Below are 18,958 nucleotides of genomic sequence, written 5' to 3' on the forward strand. Positions count from 1 at the left end.
CGCCAGCTGCTGCAGCCTCGGCGAACCACCGCTGGCCCCGTCAAGCAGTCTGCTACCGTAGCTGGCCCAACCAAGCTAAAGCCGTCACAGACAAAACCCTGCAATCCGAGTAAAGTGCCGCCCCCGCCGTTTTCTGCAAGAGGATCCCTACCATGACACACCCATTGGACATCGCCGTCGTCGGCGCCACCGGCAGCGTCGGTGAAGCCTTGGTACAGATCCTCGAAGAACTGGATTTTCCCGTGGCGACCCTGCACTTGCTCGCCAGCATGGAGTCTGCCGGCAGCAGCGTGATGTTCGCCGGGAAGAAACTGAAGGTTCGCGAAGTCGACAGCTTCGACTTCGGCCAGGTGAAGCTGGCGTTCTTCGCCACTGGCGCTGCGGTCAGCCGCAGCTTTGCCGGCAAGGCGCTGCAAGCCGGTTGCACGGTGATCGACCTGTCCGGTGACCTGGACGAGGCCCTGGCGCTGGTGCCCGAGGCCAACGCCGAGCGCATCGCCGGCCTGGCGCTGCCCGCGCGAATTGTCAGCCCGTGCTCGGCCGCTGTCGCCTTGGCCGTCGCCCTGGCGCCGCTCAAGGGCCTGCTGGAGATCGAGCGTATCCAGGTGATGGCTGCACTGGCCGTTTCGGCACAAGGCCGCGAGGGCGTCAGCGAACTGGCCAGGCAGACGGCCGAACTGCTCAATGCTCGGCCGCTGGAGCCACGCTTCTTCGACCGGCAGGTGGCGTTCAACCTGTTGGCCCAGGTCGGTGCCGCCGACGATCAGGGCCATACCGCGCTGGAGCGCCGCCTGGTCTCTGAGCTGCGTGTGCTGCTCGGCCTGCCTGAGCTGAAGATTTCCGTGAGCTGCATTCAAGTCCCGGTGTTTTTCGGCGATAGCTTCAGTGTGGCCGTGCAAAGCCGTCACCCGGTCGATCTGGCCGCGGTCAACCAGGCTCTGGAGGCCGCCGACAGCATCGAACGGGTGGAAAATGATGACTATCCAACCCCGGTTGGTGACGCAGTCGGGCAAGACGTGGTCTATGTTGGTCGTGTACGGCACGGTATTGATGAACAGCAGCAGCTCAACCTCTGGCTGACTACCGACAACGTGCGCAAAGGTGCCGCGCTCAACGCTGTGCAAGTGGCGCAATTGTTGATTAAACACAGGCTGTAAAAGATACTGGCGAGCACTTTTGTCCTGCTCCGCATGCAGGTTTCGGGACGATTCATACAAGGGAAGAGGTCATGCTTCGAATTCGCAAACTGGTTCTGGCCATGGCTGCAGCTTCAGCGCTGTCGTCTGGCATGGCGAATGCGCTGGGCCTGGGGGAGCTGACCCTGAAGTCGGCACAGAATCAGCCGCTGGACGCCGAGATCGAATTGCTCGACGTGCGCGACCTCAAGGCCGCCGAAGTGGCACCCAGCCTGGCGCCTGCGCAAGAGTTCAGCAAGGCCGGGGTGCCATTCGCGGCCTACCTCGAAGACCTCACCTTCACGCCGGTCATCAACCCCAATGGCAAAAGCGTGCTGCGGGTGACCTCCAGCCAGCCGCTGCCTGGGCCCGTGGTCAAGTTCCTGGTCCAGGTGATGTGGCCGCAGGGCCGCCTGCTGCGTGACTACAGCGTGTTGCTCGACCAGGCCCAGGCCCAGGGCGACAAACCGGCTGCTGGCAATCTCAACCCGGCCAGTACCGCTGCCAGCAGCTACACCACCCAGCGTCGCGACACGTTGTGGCAGATTGCCGCGCGCAACACCCAGGGCGGTTCGATCCAGCAGACCATGATCGCCATCCAGGCCCTGAACCCGGATGCCTTCATCGGCAATAACATCAACCAGCTGAAGGTTGGCCAGGTGCTGCGCCTGCCGGACCAGCAGCAGGTTCAGAGCATCCCCCAGGCTGAGGCCAACCGGGAAGTGGCCGAGCAGTACGCGGCCTGGCGTGAAGGCCGTCGGCTAGGCCCGCGTGCCCGACAGCTGGATGCCACTCGCCGCGGCGCCGCCGACGCCGCGCCTGCACGTGTTGCCCAGGGCGACAACCTGCGCTTGGTCAGCCCGGGCAACCAGGCGGGGGCCGACCAGGCCAAAGCGCTAAGCGACAAGCTGGCGGTGGCGCAGGAAAGTCTCGATACCAGCCGCCGCGACAACGACGAACTCAAGAGCCGCATGAGTGACCTGCAGAGCCAGCTGGACAAGCTGCAGCGTCTGATCGACCTGAAAAACGACCAGTTGGCGCGTCTTCAGGCGCAGGGCGCCGCCACGCCGCCCTCGGCAGGCGTCGCCCCGGCGCCCGCGCCGCAAGCCGCGTCAGCGCCTGCGGCAGGTGCCGAGAGCGGCGAGCCAGCCCCCACCCAGGCTGCACCTGCCAGCAAGCCGGCGGCAGAGCCTGCCCCGGCCGCGGCCAGCCAGGCGAACGGCGCGCTCGAGCAGATTCTCGGTAACCCTTGGCTGCTGTGGTTGATCGCCGGGTCTGCCATTCTGGTCTTGGCCCTGTTGTTGTGGCTGCTGGCGCGCAAGCGCAAGGCTCAACAAGAAGCGGAAAAGCACCTGCGCATGGCGCGGGCGCTGGAAGAAGAGCAGGGCACCGGTTTCGACACCGACACCGAAAGCTTCGACGGCGTCGAAGTGGCCGAGCCGAGCGTAACCTTGTCGCCTGCAGTGGTCGCCGCATCGGCTGCCGCTGCCGTGGCTGCGGAAAAAGTGGCCGAACCGGCTCCCGCAGAGCCACCGGCAGACCCTCACGCCGCGCTGCTGGCGGAGGTCGACCAGTGCCTGGCCGAGGGGCGCCTGAACCGTGCCGCCGATCTGCTCGAGCCTGCCGTGGCCGCTGCCCCGGCCCGTGATGACCTGCGCCTGAAACTGATGGACGTATACGCCCGCCAGGGTGATCAGACGGCCTTCGCCGAGCAGGAGCGCCAGTTGCCAGGGAGCGAGCACAACCGCGCCGCTGTGGCCGAGTTGAAAGAACGCTACCCAGCCATGCTGGGCCTGGCAGCTGCCGGCCTGGGCGCGGCAGCTTTGGCGGCCGAGATGGACGAGCAGTACGTGCAGGAGTTGTTGCACGACGATGCCGCGGCGCCGGTGGTGGCCGAAGGGGTGCCTGAGCAGGTGCCAGAGCTCGAACCGCAGGCAGTGGCTGAGCCGGAGGTTGGCGTTGAACCTGATGCCGGGCTGGACCCTCTCGATGAAGTGCCTATCCTGGACGTCGCCGGCCTGGAGGATCAGGGGCTGGGCGAGCCGGACCTGGACCACACCTTTGACCTGAGCCTGGGGGAAGACCTGCCCGAGGACGATCAGCTGGCCGCGCCGATGCTCGACGAGCCCGCGGCGCAGGAGCCAGTGCCTGATGAGCTGGTGATTGCCGAGCCGGTGCTGGACGAGCCCGTGCAGCCAGGTGTGCCGCCTGAAGAACAGTCGTTCGCCCTGGATGAGGACCTGCAAGCCGACGCCGATGCGGATTTCGAAGCCATGCTGGCCCAGGCCGAGCCGCAACCCGCGGTCGACCTGTCGGATTTCGACCTCGATGTCACCGAACCCGTCGCCCCCGCTGCTGCGCCAGCAGCCGACGCCGCCGCGGGCGATGTGGCTGCCGAGCTGGCGGCCTTCGACAGCGTGCCAGAGTTCGATCCGGTCTCCGAGTTCGATCTGCCCTCGGACTTCGACTTGTCACTGTCGCTGGAAGACGACTCTCCCGCAGCCAAAAGCTTTGCCTCGGAACTCGATGACGTGAACGCCGAGCTGGACAAGCTGTCGCAGAGCCTGGAGGCGCCCTCGCTGGAACCGCACTTCACCAGCGAAGATGCAGCCGCGCAGCCAGAGCCCGAGCAGCTGGACGATCTCGACTTCGATTTCTTCTCCGGCAGTGACGAAGTGGCCACCAAACTGGACCTGGCCCGCGCCTATATCGACATGGGCGACAGCCAGGGCGCACGCGATATCCTCGACGAAGTGGTGAAGGACGGCGACGACACTCAGCGCCAGGAAGCCAAGGACATGCTGTCCCGGTTGGTCTGACGCCGGCGAGGCGGCCCTCGGTTACAGTGAACAAGCAACGGCAGCCCTACGCGGCTGCCGTTGTCGTTATAATCCCCGCCATTTCGTACACCCCACAGGTTGCATGCTCTTGGACATCATCGACACCGCCGCCACCGAATCCGCGGCCGAAGGCTACTCCCGCATCGCCCTGGGCGTGGAATACAAGGGCGCACGCTACCGCGGCTGGCAGCGCCAGGCCAGCGGCGTGCCCAGTGTCCAGCAAGCCTTGGAGCAAGCGCTGTCCAAGGTCGCCAACGAGCCGATCGCCGTGGTTTGCGCCGGCCGCACCGATGCCGGTGTTCACGGTTGTGGGCAGGTTGTGCATTTCGACACCCGTGCCGTGCGCGACGAACGTGCCTGGACCATGGGCACCAACTTCAACCTGCCGCACGACATCAGTGTGGTCTGGTCGCAGCCGATGCCGGCTGATTTCCATGCTCGCTTCAAGGCATGCGCCCGGCGCTACCGCTATGTCATCTACAACGACCCGATCCGCCCGGCGCACTTGGCCGAGGAGGTGACCTGGAACCATCGCCCGCTCGACGTCGAGCGTATGGCCCAGGCGGCACAGTCGCTGCTCGGTACCCACGATTTCAGCGCCTTCCGCGCCAGCCAGTGCCAGGCCAAGTCACCGATCAAGCATATCTACCACCTGCGGGTTACCCGCCATGGCCAGATGATCGTGCTGGACGTGCGCGCCACCGCATTCCTGCACCACATGGTGCGCAACATTGCCGGCGTGTTGATGGCCATCGGTAGCGGCGAACGCCCGGTAAGTTGGGCGCGTGAGGTGCTGGAAGGGCGTGACCGCCGCGAAGGCGGGGTAACCGCCCATCCCTATGGCCTGTACCTGGTGCAGGTGGAGTACCCCGACACATTCACCCTGCCAAGGCGTTACATTGGCCCACACTTTTTAAGCGGGTACGAAGGGTTGGCGGACTGACGGGCGAAAAGCCATTTGCTAAGATCCGGCCTTTGACCGTTATCATCAGGGTTCGCGTTTCATGAGCTATGTTCGCAGCAAGATCTGCGGGATTACCCGCATCGAAGACGCGTTGGCTGCTGTCGAGGCCGGGGCCGATGCCATCGGTTTCGTCTTTTATGCCAAAAGCCCACGTGCAGTGGACGCGCGCCAGGCGCGGGCAATCATGGCTGAACTGCCGCCGTTCGTGACCACGGTAGGGCTGTTCGTCAATGCCTCGCGGTGCGAATTGAACGAGATCCTCGAAGTGGTTCCGCTGGACCTGCTACAGTTCCACGGCGATGAAACCCCGGAAGACTGCGAGGGCTACCACCGCCCCTGGATCAAAGCCCTGCGGGTGCGCCCGGGCGATGACCTCGAGGCAGCCTGCCAGCGCTATGCCGGCGCTCGCGGCATTCTGCTCGATACCTATGTGGCGGGTGTGCCTGGGGGAACCGGCGAGGCGTTCGACTGGTCCCTGGTCCCGGCGCGGCTGAGCAAACCGATCATTCTTGCCGGTGGGCTTTCGGCGGCCAATGTCGGCCAGGCCATTGCCCAGGTACGGCCCTACGCAGTGGATGTCAGCGGTGGCGTCGAGCAGGCCAAAGGCATCAAGGACGCCGCGAAGATCGAAGCCTTCATGCAGGCGGTAAGGCAGGCATGATGGCAGATGTGACGGCTGGCTGCGCGCCATCGTCCATAGCATTCGCAGCCCTGCCGGGCAGCCGCCTCCATGGTGGCGGCAACACAACGCATTAGCGGTGGACTGGCGCGCTGGAAGCCCTGGCGGCCGGTCCATCATCGTTTCGTAAAAGATTTTGAGCTCAAGGGCAGGGCAGGCCGACGATAACGGCCCCCGCCTGCCAATACTGGAGAAAAAAAGCATGAGCAACTGGTTAGTCGACAAACTGATCCCTTCGATCATGCGTTCCGAGGTGAAAAAGAGCTCGGTGCCTGAAGGCCTGTGGCACAAGTGCCCGTCCTGCGAGGCCGTGCTGTATCGCCCGGAGCTGGAAAAAACCCTCGATGTCTGCCCCAAGTGCAACCATCACATGCGCATCGGCGCACGCGCGCGCATCGACATCTTCCTCGACGCCGAAGGCCGTGCCGAACTGGGCGCCGACCTCGAGCCGGTCGACCGCCTGAAATTCCGCGATAGCAAGAAGTACAAGGATCGCCTGACCGGCGCGCAGAAGCAGACTGGCGAAAAAGACGCGTTGATCTCCATGAGCGGTACCCTGATGGGTATGCCGATCGTGGTCAGTGCCTTCGAGTTCTCGTTCATGGGCGGTTCCATGGGCGCCATCGTCGGTGAGCGCTTCGTCCGCGCTGCCAACTACGCCCTGGAGCACCGTTGCCCAATGGTCTGCTTCTCCGCTTCCGGCGGTGCGCGCATGCAAGAGGCGCTGATCTCGCTGATGCAGATGGCCAAGACCTCGGCGGTGCTGGCGCGCCTGCGCGAAGAAGGCATCCCGTTCATCTCGGTGCTGACCGACCCGGTCTACGGCGGTGTATCCGCCAGCCTGGCCATGCTTGGCGACGTCATCGTCGGTGAACCGAAGGCGCTGATCGGCTTCGCCGGCCCACGTGTGATCGAACAGACCGTACGCGAAAAGCTGCCTGAAGGCTTCCAGCGTAGCGAGTTCCTGCTGGAGCATGGCGCCATCGACCTGATCATCTCCCGTGGTGAACTGCGCCCGCGCCTGGCTCGCCTGCTGGCGCAGATGACTGGCCAGGAAACCCCCGAGCAAGCGCGTGAGGCGGCTGCCGTCGCGTGATGAAACAACGATCCCTGGGCGAATGGCTCGCCTACCTCGAACAGTTGCACCCCTCGGCCATCGACATGGGCCTGGAGCGGTCGCAGCAGGTGCTTGCCCGGCTGGCGCTGGGTAAGCTGGCGCCACGCGTGGTGACCGTGACCGGCACCAACGGCAAGGGTTCGACCTGTGCTTTCGTGGCCTCGTTGCTGCGTGCCCAGGGGTTCAAGGTGGGCGTGTACAGCTCGCCGCACCTGTTGCGTTACAACGAGCGGGTGCTGATCGATGGCCTGGAGGCCAGCGATGAGCGCCTGTGCGAAGCCTTCGCCGCCGTGGAGGCGGCGCGGGGCGATATTTCCCTGACCTACTTCGAGATGGGCACGCTGGCTGCGTTCTGGTTGTTCCACCAGTCGCAGCTCGATGCCGTGGTGCTGGAAGTGGGTCTTGGCGGGCGCCTGGACACCGTGAACGTGGTGGATGCCGACCTGGCCCTGGTGACCAGTATCGGCGTCGACCATGTCGATTACCTGGGCGACACCCGTGAGCAGGTGGCCTTTGAAAAGGCCGGTATCTTCCGCCCGGGCAAACCGGCCCTGTGCGGCGATCTCGACCCGCCACAACCGCTGCTGGAAAAAGCCGCCGAACTGGCTGCGCCCTTGTTCCTGCGCGGCCGTGACTTTGACCTGGCAAGCGCCGAAAACGGCTGGAACTGGCGTGGCACTGCTGCCGATGGCGCGCCCGTTGAGCTGCACGGCCTGCCGTTGCTCGACCTGCCGATGGAAAACGCCACGCTGGCCCTGCAGGCGTACCTGTTGATGGGCCTGCCGTGGGATGCCGCGCAGGTGCGCCAGGCGTTGCTGGATACCCGGATTACCGGGCGTCTCGACCGTCGCCAGCTGGTCTGGCAGGGCCGGCCGGTGGAGTTGCTGCTGGATGTCGGGCACAACCCGCATGCGGCGCAGTACCTGGCCCGGCGCCTGGCGAGCCGGCCGCTGAAGGGGCGCCGGCTGGCGGTATTCGGCCTGCTCGCCGACAAGGACCTGACAGGCGTGGTCGCGCCGCTGCACGGGTTGATCGATGACTGGGCCGTGGCCCCGCTGGACACCCCGCGCAGCCGGCCAGCTGCCGAGTTGGCCGAAGCCTTGACGAACCTTGGCGCGACGGTGAAGTCTTATGCCGGAGTCGACGCGGCCCTCGAAGGGCAATGCGCGCAGGCAACGGCAGATGACCAGATCGTGCTGTTCGGTTCGTTTTTCTGTGTCGCCCAGGCCCTGGCGTGGCTGGAGCGGCATGCCCAGGAGGGTAGAGTAGATGGCAGTGCTGGATAAAGGGATGAAACAGCGCATGGTCGGTGCGCTGGTGCTGGTGGCACTGGCGGTGATCTTCCTGCCGATGCTGTTCACCCGCGAGGACGAGATGCGCCAGGTGCGCGTCGAAGCCCCGCAGGCACCTGCCATGCCCAGCCTGCCGGAAGTGAAGGTAGACCCGGTGACCGTGCCGCAGCCGCAGGAAGTTCCTGAAGCACCGCAGCCGGCGCCGGTGGTGGTCGACGAGTCGACTGCCCCTGCCAGCACGCCCAGCCAGCCGATCACGGCCTCGCCACAGACCCAGGCACAGGCCCAGCCGGTCAAGCCGCAGGCGTCCGCACCGGCGGCCAAGGTCGAAACCAAACCTGCAGCGACGCCGGCCCAGGCTGCGCCATCGAAGATCGACGTCAACGGGCTGCCGGTCAGTTGGTCGATCCAGCTGGCCAGCCTGTCCAACCGCGCCGGTGCCGAGAAGCTGCAGCAAACCTTGCGTAGCCAGGGTTACAACGCCTATATCCGTTCGGCCGGCGGCATGAACCGGGTGTATGTGGGGCCATTGATCGAGCGCGCCGAGGCTGAGCGCGTGCGCGATGCGGTCAACCGCCAGAACAGCCTGAAGGGCTTTGTGGTGCGTTTCCAGCCTGAGCGCGGCTGATATCGCCAGGGCGGCTTTGCCGCCCATCGCCGGCAAGCCAGCTCCCACAGGGGCTGCACATGGCTTGAGGTTTATGCAGTCCCCGGGAGCTGGCGTGCTGGCGATGGCGCAAATACCCATCCACCTGACATAGGAGCTGCACATAGCGTGAGGTTTATACAGTCCCTGTGGGAGCTGGCTTGCCGGCGATGAACCAAACACCCATCCACCTGACATTCCGCTTACCCAAGCCCCCACCGCTCTGGTAAAATGCGCCGCCTCAAACGTCTGCAGGCAGCGCCGTGGCATTTACCCTGGTTGATTGGGCGATCATCGCGATCATCGCCGTCTCCACACTGATCAGTCTCAAGCGCGGCTTCGTCAAGGAAGCCTTGTCCTTGCTCATCTGGATCATTGCCGGTGCGGTTGCCTGGATGTTCGGCGGTTCGCTCTCGGTGTATCTTGAAAGCTACATCCAGACGCCATCGATGCGCGTCATCGCGGGCTGCGCCATTCTTTTCGTCGCCACCTTGCTGGTGGGGGCCATGGTCAACTTCCTGGTCGGCGAGCTTATCCGCGTGACCGGGCTGTCCGGCACCGACCGTTTCCTGGGCATGGCCTTCGGCGCCGCGCGCGGGGCTTTGCTGGTAGTGGTGGCCATCGGCCTGATCAGCCTGGGGCCGGTTCAACAGGACACCTGGTGGCAGGAGTCGCGCCTGATACCACAATTTCTTCTGGTCGCCGACTGGTCGAAAAACCTGATTCTGGGTTTCGCCGGCCAATGGTCGCCCGGTGGTCTGATCAGCGCTCCGGCTGATCTTCCGTTCAAGGAACAGTTGCTCGGGCCAGCTAAGCCCTGAGCGCTATTCACTCAAGTTTCATCAAAGTAGGGGTTGCGTCGCATGTGTGGCATCGTCGGTATCGTCGGTAAGTCGAACGTCAATCAGGCGCTGTATGACGCGCTTACGGTCCTCCAGCACCGCGGCCAGGACGCTGCCGGTATCGTGACCAGCCATGACGGCCGGTTGTTCTTGCGCAAGGATAATGGCCTGGTGCGCGACGTGTTCCAGCAGCGCCACATGCAGCGCCTGGTGGGCAATATCGGCATCGGCCATGTGCGCTACCCGACCGCGGGCAGCTCGACCTCGGCCGAGGCCCAGCCGTTCTACGTCAACTCCCCGTATGGCATCACCCTGGCGCATAACGGCAACCTGACCAACGTCGAACAGTTGGCCAAGGAGATCTACGAGTCCGATCTGCGCCACGTCAACACCAACTCCGACTCGGAAGTGCTGCTCAACGTGTTCGCCCACGAGCTGGCGGTGCGCGGCAAGCTGCAGCCGACCGAAGAAGACGTGTTCGCTGCCGTTTCCCATGTGCACAGCCGCTGTGTAGGTGGCTACGCCGTGGTGGCAATGATCACCGGCTACGGTATTGTCGGCTTCCGTGACCCGCACGGCATCCGCCCGGTGGTGTTCGGCCAGCGTCACACCGACGAAGGCGTCGAATACATGATCGCCTCCGAAAGCGTCGCCCTGGACGTGCTGGGTTTCACCCTGATCCGCGACCTGGCACCCGGCGAAGCGGTGTACATCACCGAGGAAGGCCAGCTGTTCACCAAACAGTGCGCCGAAGCGCCGAAGCTGCAGCCATGCATCTTCGAGCATGTCTACCTCGCCCGCCCAGACTCGATCATCGACGGTGTGTCGGTGTACAAGGCGCGCCTGCGCATGGGTGAAAAGCTCGCCGACAAGATCATGCGCGAGCGCCCCGATCACGACATCGACGTGGTCATCCCGATTCCCGACACCAGCCGCACCGCCGCCCTGGAGCTGGCCAACCGCCTGGGTGTCAAGTTCCGCGAAGGCTTCGTCAAGAACCGTTACATCGGCCGTACCTTCATCATGCCTGGCCAGGCTGCGCGCAAGAAGTCGGTGCGCCAGAAGCTCAACGCCATCGAGCTGGAATTCCGTGGCAAGAACGTGATGCTGGTGGACGATTCGATCGTGCGCGGTACTACGTGCAAGCAGATCATCCAGATGGCCCGCGAAGCCGGCGCCAAGAATGTCTACTTCTGCTCGGCAGCCCCGGCAGTGCGCTTCCCCAACGTCTACGGCATCGACATGCCGAGCGTGCACGAACTGATCGCTCACAACCGCACCACCGAACAAGTGGGTGAGTTGATTGGCGCCGACTGGCTGGTCTATCAGGACCTGCCGGACCTGATCGACTCGGTCGGCGGCGGCAAGATCAAGATCGAGCACTTCGACTGCGCGGTGTTCAACGGTGAGTATGTCACCGGCGATATCGACGAAGCCTACCTCGACCGCATCGAGCAGGCCCGCAACGACCTGGCCAAGGTCAAGAACCAGGCGGTCAGCGCGATCATCGACCTCTACAACAACTGATTCAGGGAGCGACGGCATGACGGATCAATGGGATGCCGGGCGACTGGACAGCGACCTCGAGGGTGTCGGTTTCGACACCCTGGCGGTGCGCGCTGGCCAAAGCCGTACACCGGAAGGCGAGCACAGCGAAGCGCTGTTCCTGACCTCCAGCTATGTGTTCCGCACGGCGGCCGACGCCGCTGCGCGCTTTGCCGGCGAAACGCCAGGCAACGTCTATTCGCGTTACACCAACCCGTCGGTCCGTGCCTTCGAAGAGCGGCTGGCCGCGATGGAAGGCGCCGAGCAGGCCGTGGGCACTTCCACCGGCATGGCGGCGCTGCTGGCTGTGGTCATGTCGTTGTGCAGTAGCGGTGACCATGTGCTGGTGTCGCAGAGCGTATTTGGCTCGACCATCAGCCTGTTCGAGAAGTACTTCAAGCGCTTCGGCCTGCAGGTGGACTACGTGCCGCTGGCCGACCTCGCGGGCTGGGAAAAGGCCATCAAGGCCAATACCAAGCTGCTGATCGTCGAATCGCCATCCAATCCGCTGGCCGAACTGGTCGATATCACTGCCCTCAGTGAAATTGCCCATGCCCATGGCGCCATGCTGGTCGTCGACAACTGCTTCAGCACCCCGGCACTGCAACAACCGTTGAAGCTGGGTGCCGATATCGTGTTCCACTCGGCGACCAAGTTCATCGACGGCCAGGGGCGTTGCATGGGCGGCGCAGTGGCCGGCCGAGCCGAGCAGATGAAAGAGGTGGTGGGCTTCCTGCGTACCGCAGGCCCGACCCTCAGCCCGTTCAATGCCTGGATCTTCACCAAGGGCCTGGAAACCTTGCGGTTGCGCATGCGTGCGCATTGCGAAAGTGCCCAGGCCCTGGCTGAGTGGCTGGAGCAACAGGACGGCGTGGCGAAGGTGCATTACGCCGGCTTGCCAAGCCACCCCCAGCACGCCCTGGCCAAGCGGCAGATGAGTGGCTTTGGTGCAGTGGTCAGCTTCGAGGTCAAGGGTGGCAAAGAGGGCGCCTGGCGCTTCATCGACGCCACTCGGGTGATTTCCATCACCACCAACCTGGGCGACAGCAAGACCACCATCGCTCACCCGGCCACCACGTCCCACGGCCGCCTGTCGCCGCAGGAGCGTGAGGCTGCGGGTATTCGCGACAGCCTGATCCGCGTTGCCGTGGGCCTGGAAGACGTGGCAGACCTGCAGGCCGACCTGGCGCGTGGGTTGGCCGCACTGTGATGCAGATTGGCGGCAGTACCCCGGGCCACAACGGCCGGGTAGCACTGGTGACCGGTGCCGCGCGCGGCATCGGCCTGGGCATTGCCGCCTGGCTGATCTGCGAGGGTTGGCAGGTGGTGCTCAGCGACCTTGACCGGCTGCGGGGTGCCAAGGTGGCCAAGGCCCTGGGTGACAATGCCTGGTTCATCACCATGGACGTTGCCGACGAGGCTCAGGTCAGTGCCGGGGTATCCGAGGTGCTCGGGCAATTTGGCCGCCTGGATGCACTGGTGTGCAATGCAGCGATCGCCAACCCGCACAACCAGACTCTGGAAAGCCTGAGCCTGGCGCAGTGGAACCGGGTGCTGGCGGTGAACCTCAATGGCCCGATGCTGCTGGCCAAGCATTGTGCGCCTTACCTGCGTGCGCACAACGGGGCGATCGTCAACCTCACCTCCACCCGGGCGCGGCAGTCCGAGCCTGATACCGAGGCCTACGCGGCGAGCAAGGGCGGCCTGGTGGCCTTGACCCATGCGCTGGCGATGAGTTTGGGCCCGGAGATCCGCGTCAATGCGGTGAGCCCTGGCTGGATCGATGCCCGTGACCCGGCGCAGCGCCGTGCCGAGCCATTGAGCGAAGCCGACCACGCCCAGCACCCAACGGGCAGGGTAGGGACCGTGGAGGATGTGGCTGCCATGGTTGCCTGGTTGCTGTCACGGCAGGCGGCGTTCGTCACTGGCCAGGAGTTCGTGGTCGATGGCGGCATGACCCGCAAGATGATCTACACCTGAGCTTCAAGCTTCAAGCTTCAAGCTTCAAGAGGGGACCGCAAGGTTCCTTCGTCATTTGTAGGGTTCAGAAATTCATCAAGCGACCCCATGCTTCTTCTTGCCACTTGCCACTTGCCACTTGCCACTTGCCACTTGCCACTTCTTCGAAAAAAATCCAACGGGGCTATTGACTTAGCTTCGCCACCTGCGTAAATTTCGCGGCCTCAGCGAAGCAAACGCAACAAGCAACATCGCGAGGGTGATTAGCTCAGCCGGGAGAGCATCTGCCTTACAAGCAGAGGGTCGGCGGTTCGATCCCGTCATCACCCACCACTTCCTGAGATGTTCCTGCCGCTTCAGGTTTCGCAAGAAGCCCAAAGCCAGAGAGGAACGCACTGCGCAGCGGTAGTTCAGTCGGTTAGAATACCGGCCTGTCACGCCGGGGGTCGCGGGTTCGAGTCCCGTCCGCTGCGCCATTTTTCAGTAACAGATGGGTGCCTGGCACCGGTCTGAAGCCACAAGGCCAACGCCTTGGGCTGATCCCAGTTTCAATCGGGCGCAAGCCTGAACGATACGCAGCGGTAGTTCAGTCGGTTAGAATACCGGCCTGTCACGCCGGGGGTCGCGGGTTCGAGTCCCGTCCGCTGCGCCATCTTCGTTTCAAGGTCCCTAGAACGCCTTGAAACAAACACAAGAGAAGCGATGATCCAATCGCTTTTTTTGTGCCTGCCTTGCGGCCCTCGTGCCCCAAGGTCAGACCCAGTTTCAATCGGGCGTAAGCCTGAATGATACGCAGCGGTAGTTCAGTCGGTTAGAATACCGGCCTGTCACGCCGGGGGTCGCGGGTTCGAGTCCCGTCCGCTGCGCCATCTTCGCCCCAAGGCCCCATGAACGCCTTGAGGCAACGTCAAAGCGACCTTCGGGTCGCTTTTTTCGTTCTGGTACCTGGCTGTTATTGGCCTGGGCCCACATTTACACCAACCTTACAGGTTCTTCACCGACCAGTGGTTGGTGTGCTCGCCTGCTGTGTTGCACAATAGGCACCCTCTCGACATACCCGGAATACGCAATGACCAGATCTTCCGTCTTTGGTGCGCTCGGGCTGGCCCTGGTGCTGGCGGGCGTGAGCGGTTGTTCCTCGAAAAAAGCGGCCGTCTACGAGCACGAGAACTTCGCTGACTCGGGTACGTTCTCGCGCAGTTTCCCGGTAAGCGATGCCGGCTCTTGCGAGGCGGCGCGGCGCGCCTTGCTCAGCCAGGGCTACATCATCACCAGCAGCGGTGCCAACCAGGTGGTGGGCAACAAGAGCTTCCAGCAGAACAGCGAAAACCACCTGCAGATCAGCTTCAACGTTACCTGCGCGCCAGACGCGAGTGACGACCAGCACTCGACCATGTTCGCCAACGCCCTGCAGGACCGCTACGCGCTGAAAAAGTCCAACACCTCGGCCAGCCTGGGCGTAGGCGTGCTGGGTTCGGTGTCGATGCCGATCGGCTCCAGCGACGACTCGATGGTCAAGGTCGCGAGCGAGACGGTAACGGCGGCGCAATTCTACGATCGCTATTTTGCCTTGGTGGAAAGTTACCTGCCCAAACCGAAGAAGGTCAGCAAAGCCAAGGTCGAAGCGCCAAAAGTGGAAAAACCGGCGGTTACCCTGGGGCTGCCGGAGCAAGCGGCGGCGAACCCACTGACACCGACCCCGGCGGCGGCAGCGCCGGCGCCCGCTGCTGAAACTGCGCCCGCCGCGCAGGCCGCGCCAGTCACCGAAGCGCAGCCCGCGCCTGCAGCGGCTGCCCCAGCCACGGAGGCGCCAGTGGCACCTGTGGTGGATGACAGCCAGGGTTCGCAGCCGCTGGCACCACCGCCCGAAGCGGCGCCGATTCAGGTGCAGCAGGATACGCAGCCATCCGAGGCAGCCACGTCCACGCCTTGATGCTTCAGCAGTCGCTGGCGGGCCCGGTCATACCCACAGGGCCAGCAGCGCGGCGGCCAAGGCAGGCGGCATCACCAGCGCACCTAGGCACAGAAAGCGCCACGCGCTGACATGTTCACCCTCCCGGCGAATCGCCACCAACCACAACAGGGTGGCCAGGGAGCCGGTAATCGACAGGTTCGGACCTAGATCGACGCCAATCAACAAGGCTGCAGTGGTTTGCTGAGGCAGCGCCACCAGCGAGCCCATGGACCCGGCGATCAAACCGGTCGGCAGGTTGTTCATCAGGTTGCTGGCGATCGCCACACCCACGCCGCCGACCCAGCTGGCGGTAACCGGTGTTTGCGCGGACAGGCTGGCCAGTGCCTGGGCGAGGCGCTCGATCAGCCCGGTCTGTGCAACGGCTTCGACCAGGATGAACAGGCCTGCCACCAAGGGCAGCACGCCCCAGGCCACGTGGCGCAGCACCGGCAGTGGGCTGCGTCGTTGCCACAGGTGGATCAGTGCCGTGGTCGCCACCCCGGCACAGAACGTTGGCAGCCCCAGCGCCCGATCCAGTGCCGAGGCGCCCAGCAGCAACGCGCCGGCGACCACGATACCCACCGCACACAGGCGGGCGCCAGTCGTCAGGGGCTCGCCGCTCACGCTCAGCGCCAGCGGTTGGCGTATCTGCCGGCGCTGAGTCACCCGCAGCACCCCATAGGTCAGGCAGATTGCGGCCAGGGAAGGCAGGCTGAACTGGCGTAGCCAGTCCAGCAGTGGCGGCATATGGCTGCCGAATACCACCAGGTTGGCAGGGTTGGAGATAGGCAGTACGAAACTCGCGGCGTTGGCGATGAAGGCGCAGATGAACAGGTAGGGCAGTGGCTCGGCCTTGGCGGCCTTGCATGCGGCATAGACTGCCGGGGTCAGGACCACGGCCGTGGCGTCGTTGGACAGGAACACCGTAACCAGCGTGCCCACCAGGAATACCAGGTCGAACAGCCGTTGCCCGGAACCCCGCGCATGTTGCACGGCATAACGTGCCAGCCAGTCGAACAAGCCTTCCTGGCGAGCGAGTTCGGCCAGTACCATCATGCCGATCAGAAACAGGTAGACGTCACCGCCTTCGGCCACCGCGGCCAGCGCCCGCCGAGGCGTCATCAGGCCAAGGCCGACCAGCAGCACCGCCCCGCCTATGGCCCAGACGTACTCCGGAACGCGCCATGGGCGCAAAATGACGCCGCAGGTAGCCAGCGCGGCGACCGCCCAGATGATCAATGCACTTTCACTGACAGGCATAAGGCGCTCAGTTTCCGACCGGGGTGGGCAGTGGCGCTGGCAGGCTGCGCGGGTGCGTTTCTGGCAGCGCCAGCACCACCAGGGTGAAGGCGACCCCGGCGATACCCGCCAGGGTCAGGAACGCGGCATCGTAGCCTGCAGCTTGCACCACCAGCCCGGCGATGCCAGGGCTGAGCGCGGCGCCCAGCCCGAACACCGCGGTCAGCGCGCCGAGGCTCACATTGAATCGGCCGGTACCTTCGGTCAGGTCCTTGACCACAATCGGGAACAGCGCACCGAAGATCCCGGCACCGATGCCATCGAGCAGTTGCACGCCCACCAGCCAGAACGGGTTGTCAGACACCACATAGAGCGCCCCGCGAAGCGGCAGTATCAGGAAACCGATCAGCAGGAACGGCCTGCGGCCCCAGTGTTCGGCCTTGGCGCCTACCAGCAGCGCCATGGGCACCATCACCAGTTGCGCGGCAACGATGCAGGCGGAGGTCAGCGGGGTGGCCAGCTGCAGGTCGACCTGCGAGAGCTTCTGGCTGACCAGTGGCAGCATGGCCGCGTTGGCCAGGTGAAACAGCGCGCAACACGCGGCGAATACCAGTAGCGTCCGGTTGTGCAGCAGTACCCGCAGCCCTGCAGGGGCGTCATCACCGCCGGGGCCGTGCATCAGGCCGCGGGCCAGTTGGTGATCGATGGCCGTGGCAGGCACGCAGCTCACCGCCACGACACTGGCCACGGTCAACACGGCCATCAGGTAGAACACCACTACCGGGCCGAACAGATACGCCAGGCCGCCGGCCAGCAGTGCCGAACAGGCATTGCCGGCATGGTTGAAGGTTTCGTTGCGGCCTACCCGGCGGGTAAAGGCTTTGGGGCCGCTGATGCCCAAGGATATGGCGGCGATCGCTGGCGCAAAGATCGAGCCCGCCAGGGCACTGATGGTCTGGGTCAAGGCTACCCCGCTGAACGAGGAAATCCACGGCAACAGCAGGCAGCTGCCAGTCACCAGCAGCGCAGCGATCACCACCACGGCACGCTTGGCTTTGGTGCGGTCGATCAATGCCCCTGCCGGGGTTTGCGCCAACAGTGCCGCAATGCCTGCCAGGCTCATTACCAGGCCGATGCTAGCCGGCTGCCATTGATGCACCGCCAGCAGGTAGATGGCCAGGTACGGCCCAAGCCCGTCACGCACATCTGCCAAAAAGAAGTTCAGCCAGTCGAGGGCGCCGTCGGGAGAAGCGGAAGAGCGTGGTCTGGCCAAGATGCAATCTCGAAAGGGATCATGGGGGGAGCGCGCCTGCTGTGTGCGCCAGCCCTGACGGACAGGCACACGGGCTTTCCCAGGCAATGCTCGGTAGTCGTTGTTCAATCGACAACTGGGTGTGGAAAGGGCTCCGAAAACTGTGCGTGAAACATTTTTGATGGCTGCTTCATGCCGCAGGCGTTTCTCGCTTCGCTAGCATGCCGTGCTTTTACTGCGCAGAGAACGCCTGTGGTTCGAATGTTGTCCTGTGCTGCGGTCCTGGCTTCTTCATCGGCCTGTTCGCTCGCCCAAGCTGCACCTGCCGAACCGCCAGCCCTGACGGTCCAGAGTTCCGGCGGCAGGCTGCAGGTGCTGGCCGCGCCCTCGGGCCTGCTACAGGCTAAGATGCGCAAGGATACGCCCCTATGGTTGAAAGAGAGCTGTATGGAGTTACGTCAACTTCGCTATTTCCTGAGTGTCCTGGAGCACGGCAGCCTTGGCAGGGCTGCGGTCGAGCTTGGCGTCGGTGCTTCGGCACTGAGCCAGCAATTGTCAAAGCTGGAAAGCGAGGTCTGTACCCGGTTGCTGACGCGCTCGAGCACCGGCGTGTCGCCGACTGCTGCGGGCCTGGCCTTCGAGTACCACGCGCGCCTGGCCCTGCGCCAGGCAGAGCACGCTGTGCTGGCCGCGCAAAGCGGCCGCATGAGCGGCTATGTCAGCGTGGGCCTGGCGCCGACTACCGCGTCGGTGCTGGGCCTGGCGCTGATCGACAGGATGCGTGAACGCTATCCCGACATCCGCCTGCACCTGGTGGAGATGCTCTCGGGCTACCTGGTAAACCAGCTCAACGCCAGGCACCTTGACCTTGCGGTGTTGTTCCAGGCAGAAGCGGGGCCGCGGCTGGATGTGCGGCCGCTGCTCACCGAGCGGCTGTTTGCACTCATCCCCGCCGCGCTGGTGCGCCCCGAATGGGGTGAATCGCTGACGTTGCAGCAGATCGCCACGCTGCCCTTGGTGATGCCCAGCACGCAGCACGGCTTGCGCGCGACCCTGCGCGCGATCTTCGAGCGTGCCGGGCTGGAGGCCAACATTGTCATGGAAGTCGATGGCCTGTCGCTGCTGATGGATTGCGTTTGCGCGGGCCATGCTGCCACCCTGCAGCCGGGCGCCACGGTGGCCCGGGCGCACCAGGCGGGGTTGCGGGTATATGCCATTGATGATGCCCAGGCGCAGCGCCGCAACGTAATGGTCAGCCTGGCCGACGACGAGCTGTCACCGGCTGCACTGGCGACCCGGATCGTGCTGCAGGAAGTAGCGCGGGCGCTGGTGGAGCAGGGGCGGTGGCCTGGCGCCCGGCTGCTCTGACGGCGGCCCGCCGCTTGCCCACCCTTTAGAAAAACTGAAGGCCCCCCCGCTGTCATCGCGTTTCGCCCCGCCCGTGCACTGATTAA

At 64.4% G+C, this 18,958-nt stretch carries 15 protein-coding genes and 4 tRNA genes; 17 read left to right on the forward strand and 2 right to left on the reverse strand.

Annotation, left to right across the window (positions count from 1 at the left end; genetic code table 11):
• Nucleotides 1-152: 152 nt before the first annotated feature.
• The 16 genes from ACF8SD_RS07890 (at nucleotide 153) to ACF8SD_RS07965 (ending at nucleotide 14,992) form a co-directional block, all read left to right on the forward strand.
• Nucleotides 153-1,157: an aspartate-semialdehyde dehydrogenase gene (locus ACF8SD_RS07890; protein WP_392484165.1), complete on the forward strand. Its 1,005-nt coding sequence runs from the start codon at nucleotides 153-155 to the stop codon at nucleotides 1,155-1,157.
• A 71-nt stretch (nucleotides 1,158-1,228) separates the two neighbouring features.
• A complete protein-coding gene (locus tag ACF8SD_RS07895) occupies nucleotides 1,229-3,994 on the forward strand; it encodes a FimV/HubP family polar landmark protein (protein WP_392484166.1) in 2,766 nt (921 codons plus the stop codon).
• Nucleotides 3,995-4,097: 103 nt separating this feature from the next.
• On the forward strand, nucleotides 4,098-4,958 hold the full coding sequence (gene truA / locus ACF8SD_RS07900) for a tRNA pseudouridine(38-40) synthase TruA (RefSeq protein WP_009686022.1): 861 nt from the start codon (nucleotides 4,098-4,100) through the stop codon (nucleotides 4,956-4,958).
• A gap of 61 nt (nucleotides 4,959-5,019) precedes the next feature.
• Entirely contained in the window at nucleotides 5,020-5,640 is a 621-nt protein-coding gene (locus ACF8SD_RS07905) for a phosphoribosylanthranilate isomerase (protein ID WP_392484168.1), read from the forward strand.
• 220 nt (nucleotides 5,641-5,860) lie between these two features.
• Nucleotides 5,861-6,754, forward strand: a complete 894-nt coding sequence (accD, locus tag ACF8SD_RS07910) for an acetyl-CoA carboxylase, carboxyltransferase subunit beta (RefSeq protein WP_054905870.1) — start codon at nucleotides 5,861-5,863, stop codon at nucleotides 6,752-6,754.
• The gene (folC, locus tag ACF8SD_RS07915; protein WP_392484169.1) at nucleotides 6,754-8,061 is read left to right on the forward strand and encodes a bifunctional tetrahydrofolate synthase/dihydrofolate synthase; all 1,308 of its coding nucleotides are present in this window, start codon (nucleotides 6,754-6,756) and stop codon (nucleotides 8,059-8,061) included. The genes accD and folC overlap by 1 nt, the downstream gene beginning before the upstream one ends.
• On the forward strand, nucleotides 8,045-8,695 hold the full coding sequence (locus ACF8SD_RS07920; RefSeq protein WP_173890658.1) for an SPOR domain-containing protein: 651 nt from the start codon (nucleotides 8,045-8,047) through the stop codon (nucleotides 8,693-8,695). Before folC ends, ACF8SD_RS07920 begins: the two co-directional genes overlap by 17 nt.
• Before the next feature lie 281 nt (nucleotides 8,696-8,976).
• Entirely contained in the window at nucleotides 8,977-9,534 is a 558-nt protein-coding gene (locus ACF8SD_RS07925; protein ID WP_029886425.1) for a CvpA family protein, read from the forward strand.
• Nucleotides 9,535-9,576: 42 nt separating this feature from the next.
• The gene (gene purF, locus ACF8SD_RS07930; RefSeq protein ID WP_009683775.1) at nucleotides 9,577-11,082 is read left to right on the forward strand and encodes an amidophosphoribosyltransferase; all 1,506 of its coding nucleotides are present in this window, start codon (nucleotides 9,577-9,579) and stop codon (nucleotides 11,080-11,082) included.
• Nucleotides 11,083-11,098: 16 nt separating this feature from the next.
• The gene (locus tag ACF8SD_RS07935) at nucleotides 11,099-12,310 is read left to right on the forward strand and encodes an O-succinylhomoserine sulfhydrylase (protein ID WP_392484170.1); all 1,212 of its coding nucleotides are present in this window, start codon (nucleotides 11,099-11,101) and stop codon (nucleotides 12,308-12,310) included.
• Nucleotides 12,310-13,080, forward strand: a complete 771-nt coding sequence (locus ACF8SD_RS07940; protein WP_392484209.1) for an SDR family oxidoreductase — start codon at nucleotides 12,310-12,312, stop codon at nucleotides 13,078-13,080. The genes ACF8SD_RS07935 and ACF8SD_RS07940 overlap by 1 nt, the downstream gene beginning before the upstream one ends.
• Before the next feature lie 236 nt (nucleotides 13,081-13,316).
• Nucleotides 13,317-13,392 (forward strand) — tRNA-Val (locus ACF8SD_RS07945).
• A 66-nt stretch (nucleotides 13,393-13,458) separates the two neighbouring features.
• Nucleotides 13,459-13,535: transfer RNA gene (locus ACF8SD_RS07950), tRNA-Asp, on the forward strand.
• A gap of 99 nt (nucleotides 13,536-13,634) precedes the next feature.
• Nucleotides 13,635-13,711 (forward strand) — tRNA-Asp (locus tag ACF8SD_RS07955).
• A gap of 140 nt (nucleotides 13,712-13,851) precedes the next feature.
• Nucleotides 13,852-13,928 (forward strand) — tRNA-Asp (locus tag ACF8SD_RS07960).
• 200 nt (nucleotides 13,929-14,128) lie between these two features.
• Entirely contained in the window at nucleotides 14,129-14,992 is an 864-nt protein-coding gene (locus ACF8SD_RS07965; protein WP_173890654.1) for a DUF2242 domain-containing protein, read from the forward strand.
• A 27-nt stretch (nucleotides 14,993-15,019) separates the two neighbouring features.
• On the opposite strand, the gene ACF8SD_RS07970 is transcribed toward ACF8SD_RS07965, so the two are convergent.
• Nucleotides 15,020-16,273 (reverse strand): arsenic transporter, encoded by a 1,254-nt coding sequence (locus tag ACF8SD_RS07970; protein ID WP_392484171.1) that lies wholly within the window; start codon nucleotides 16,271-16,273, stop codon nucleotides 15,020-15,022.
• Nucleotides 16,274-16,280: 7 nt separating this feature from the next.
• Nucleotides 16,281-17,525, reverse strand: coding sequence for an MFS transporter (locus tag ACF8SD_RS07975; protein WP_392484172.1), 1,245 nt, complete (start codon nucleotides 17,523-17,525; stop codon nucleotides 16,281-16,283).
• Nucleotides 17,526-17,951: 426 nt separating this feature from the next.
• Between ACF8SD_RS07975 and ACF8SD_RS07980 the strand changes: the two genes are divergently transcribed.
• Nucleotides 17,952-18,872, forward strand: a complete 921-nt coding sequence (locus ACF8SD_RS07980; RefSeq protein WP_173890649.1) for a LysR family transcriptional regulator — start codon at nucleotides 17,952-17,954, stop codon at nucleotides 18,870-18,872.
• Nucleotides 18,873-18,958 lie beyond the last annotated feature (86 nt).

Origin of the sequence: Pseudomonas sp. CJQ_9, assembly GCF_043106615.1 — a bacterium.
GTDB lineage: Bacteria > Pseudomonadota > Gammaproteobacteria > Pseudomonadales > Pseudomonadaceae > Aquipseudomonas > Aquipseudomonas juntendi.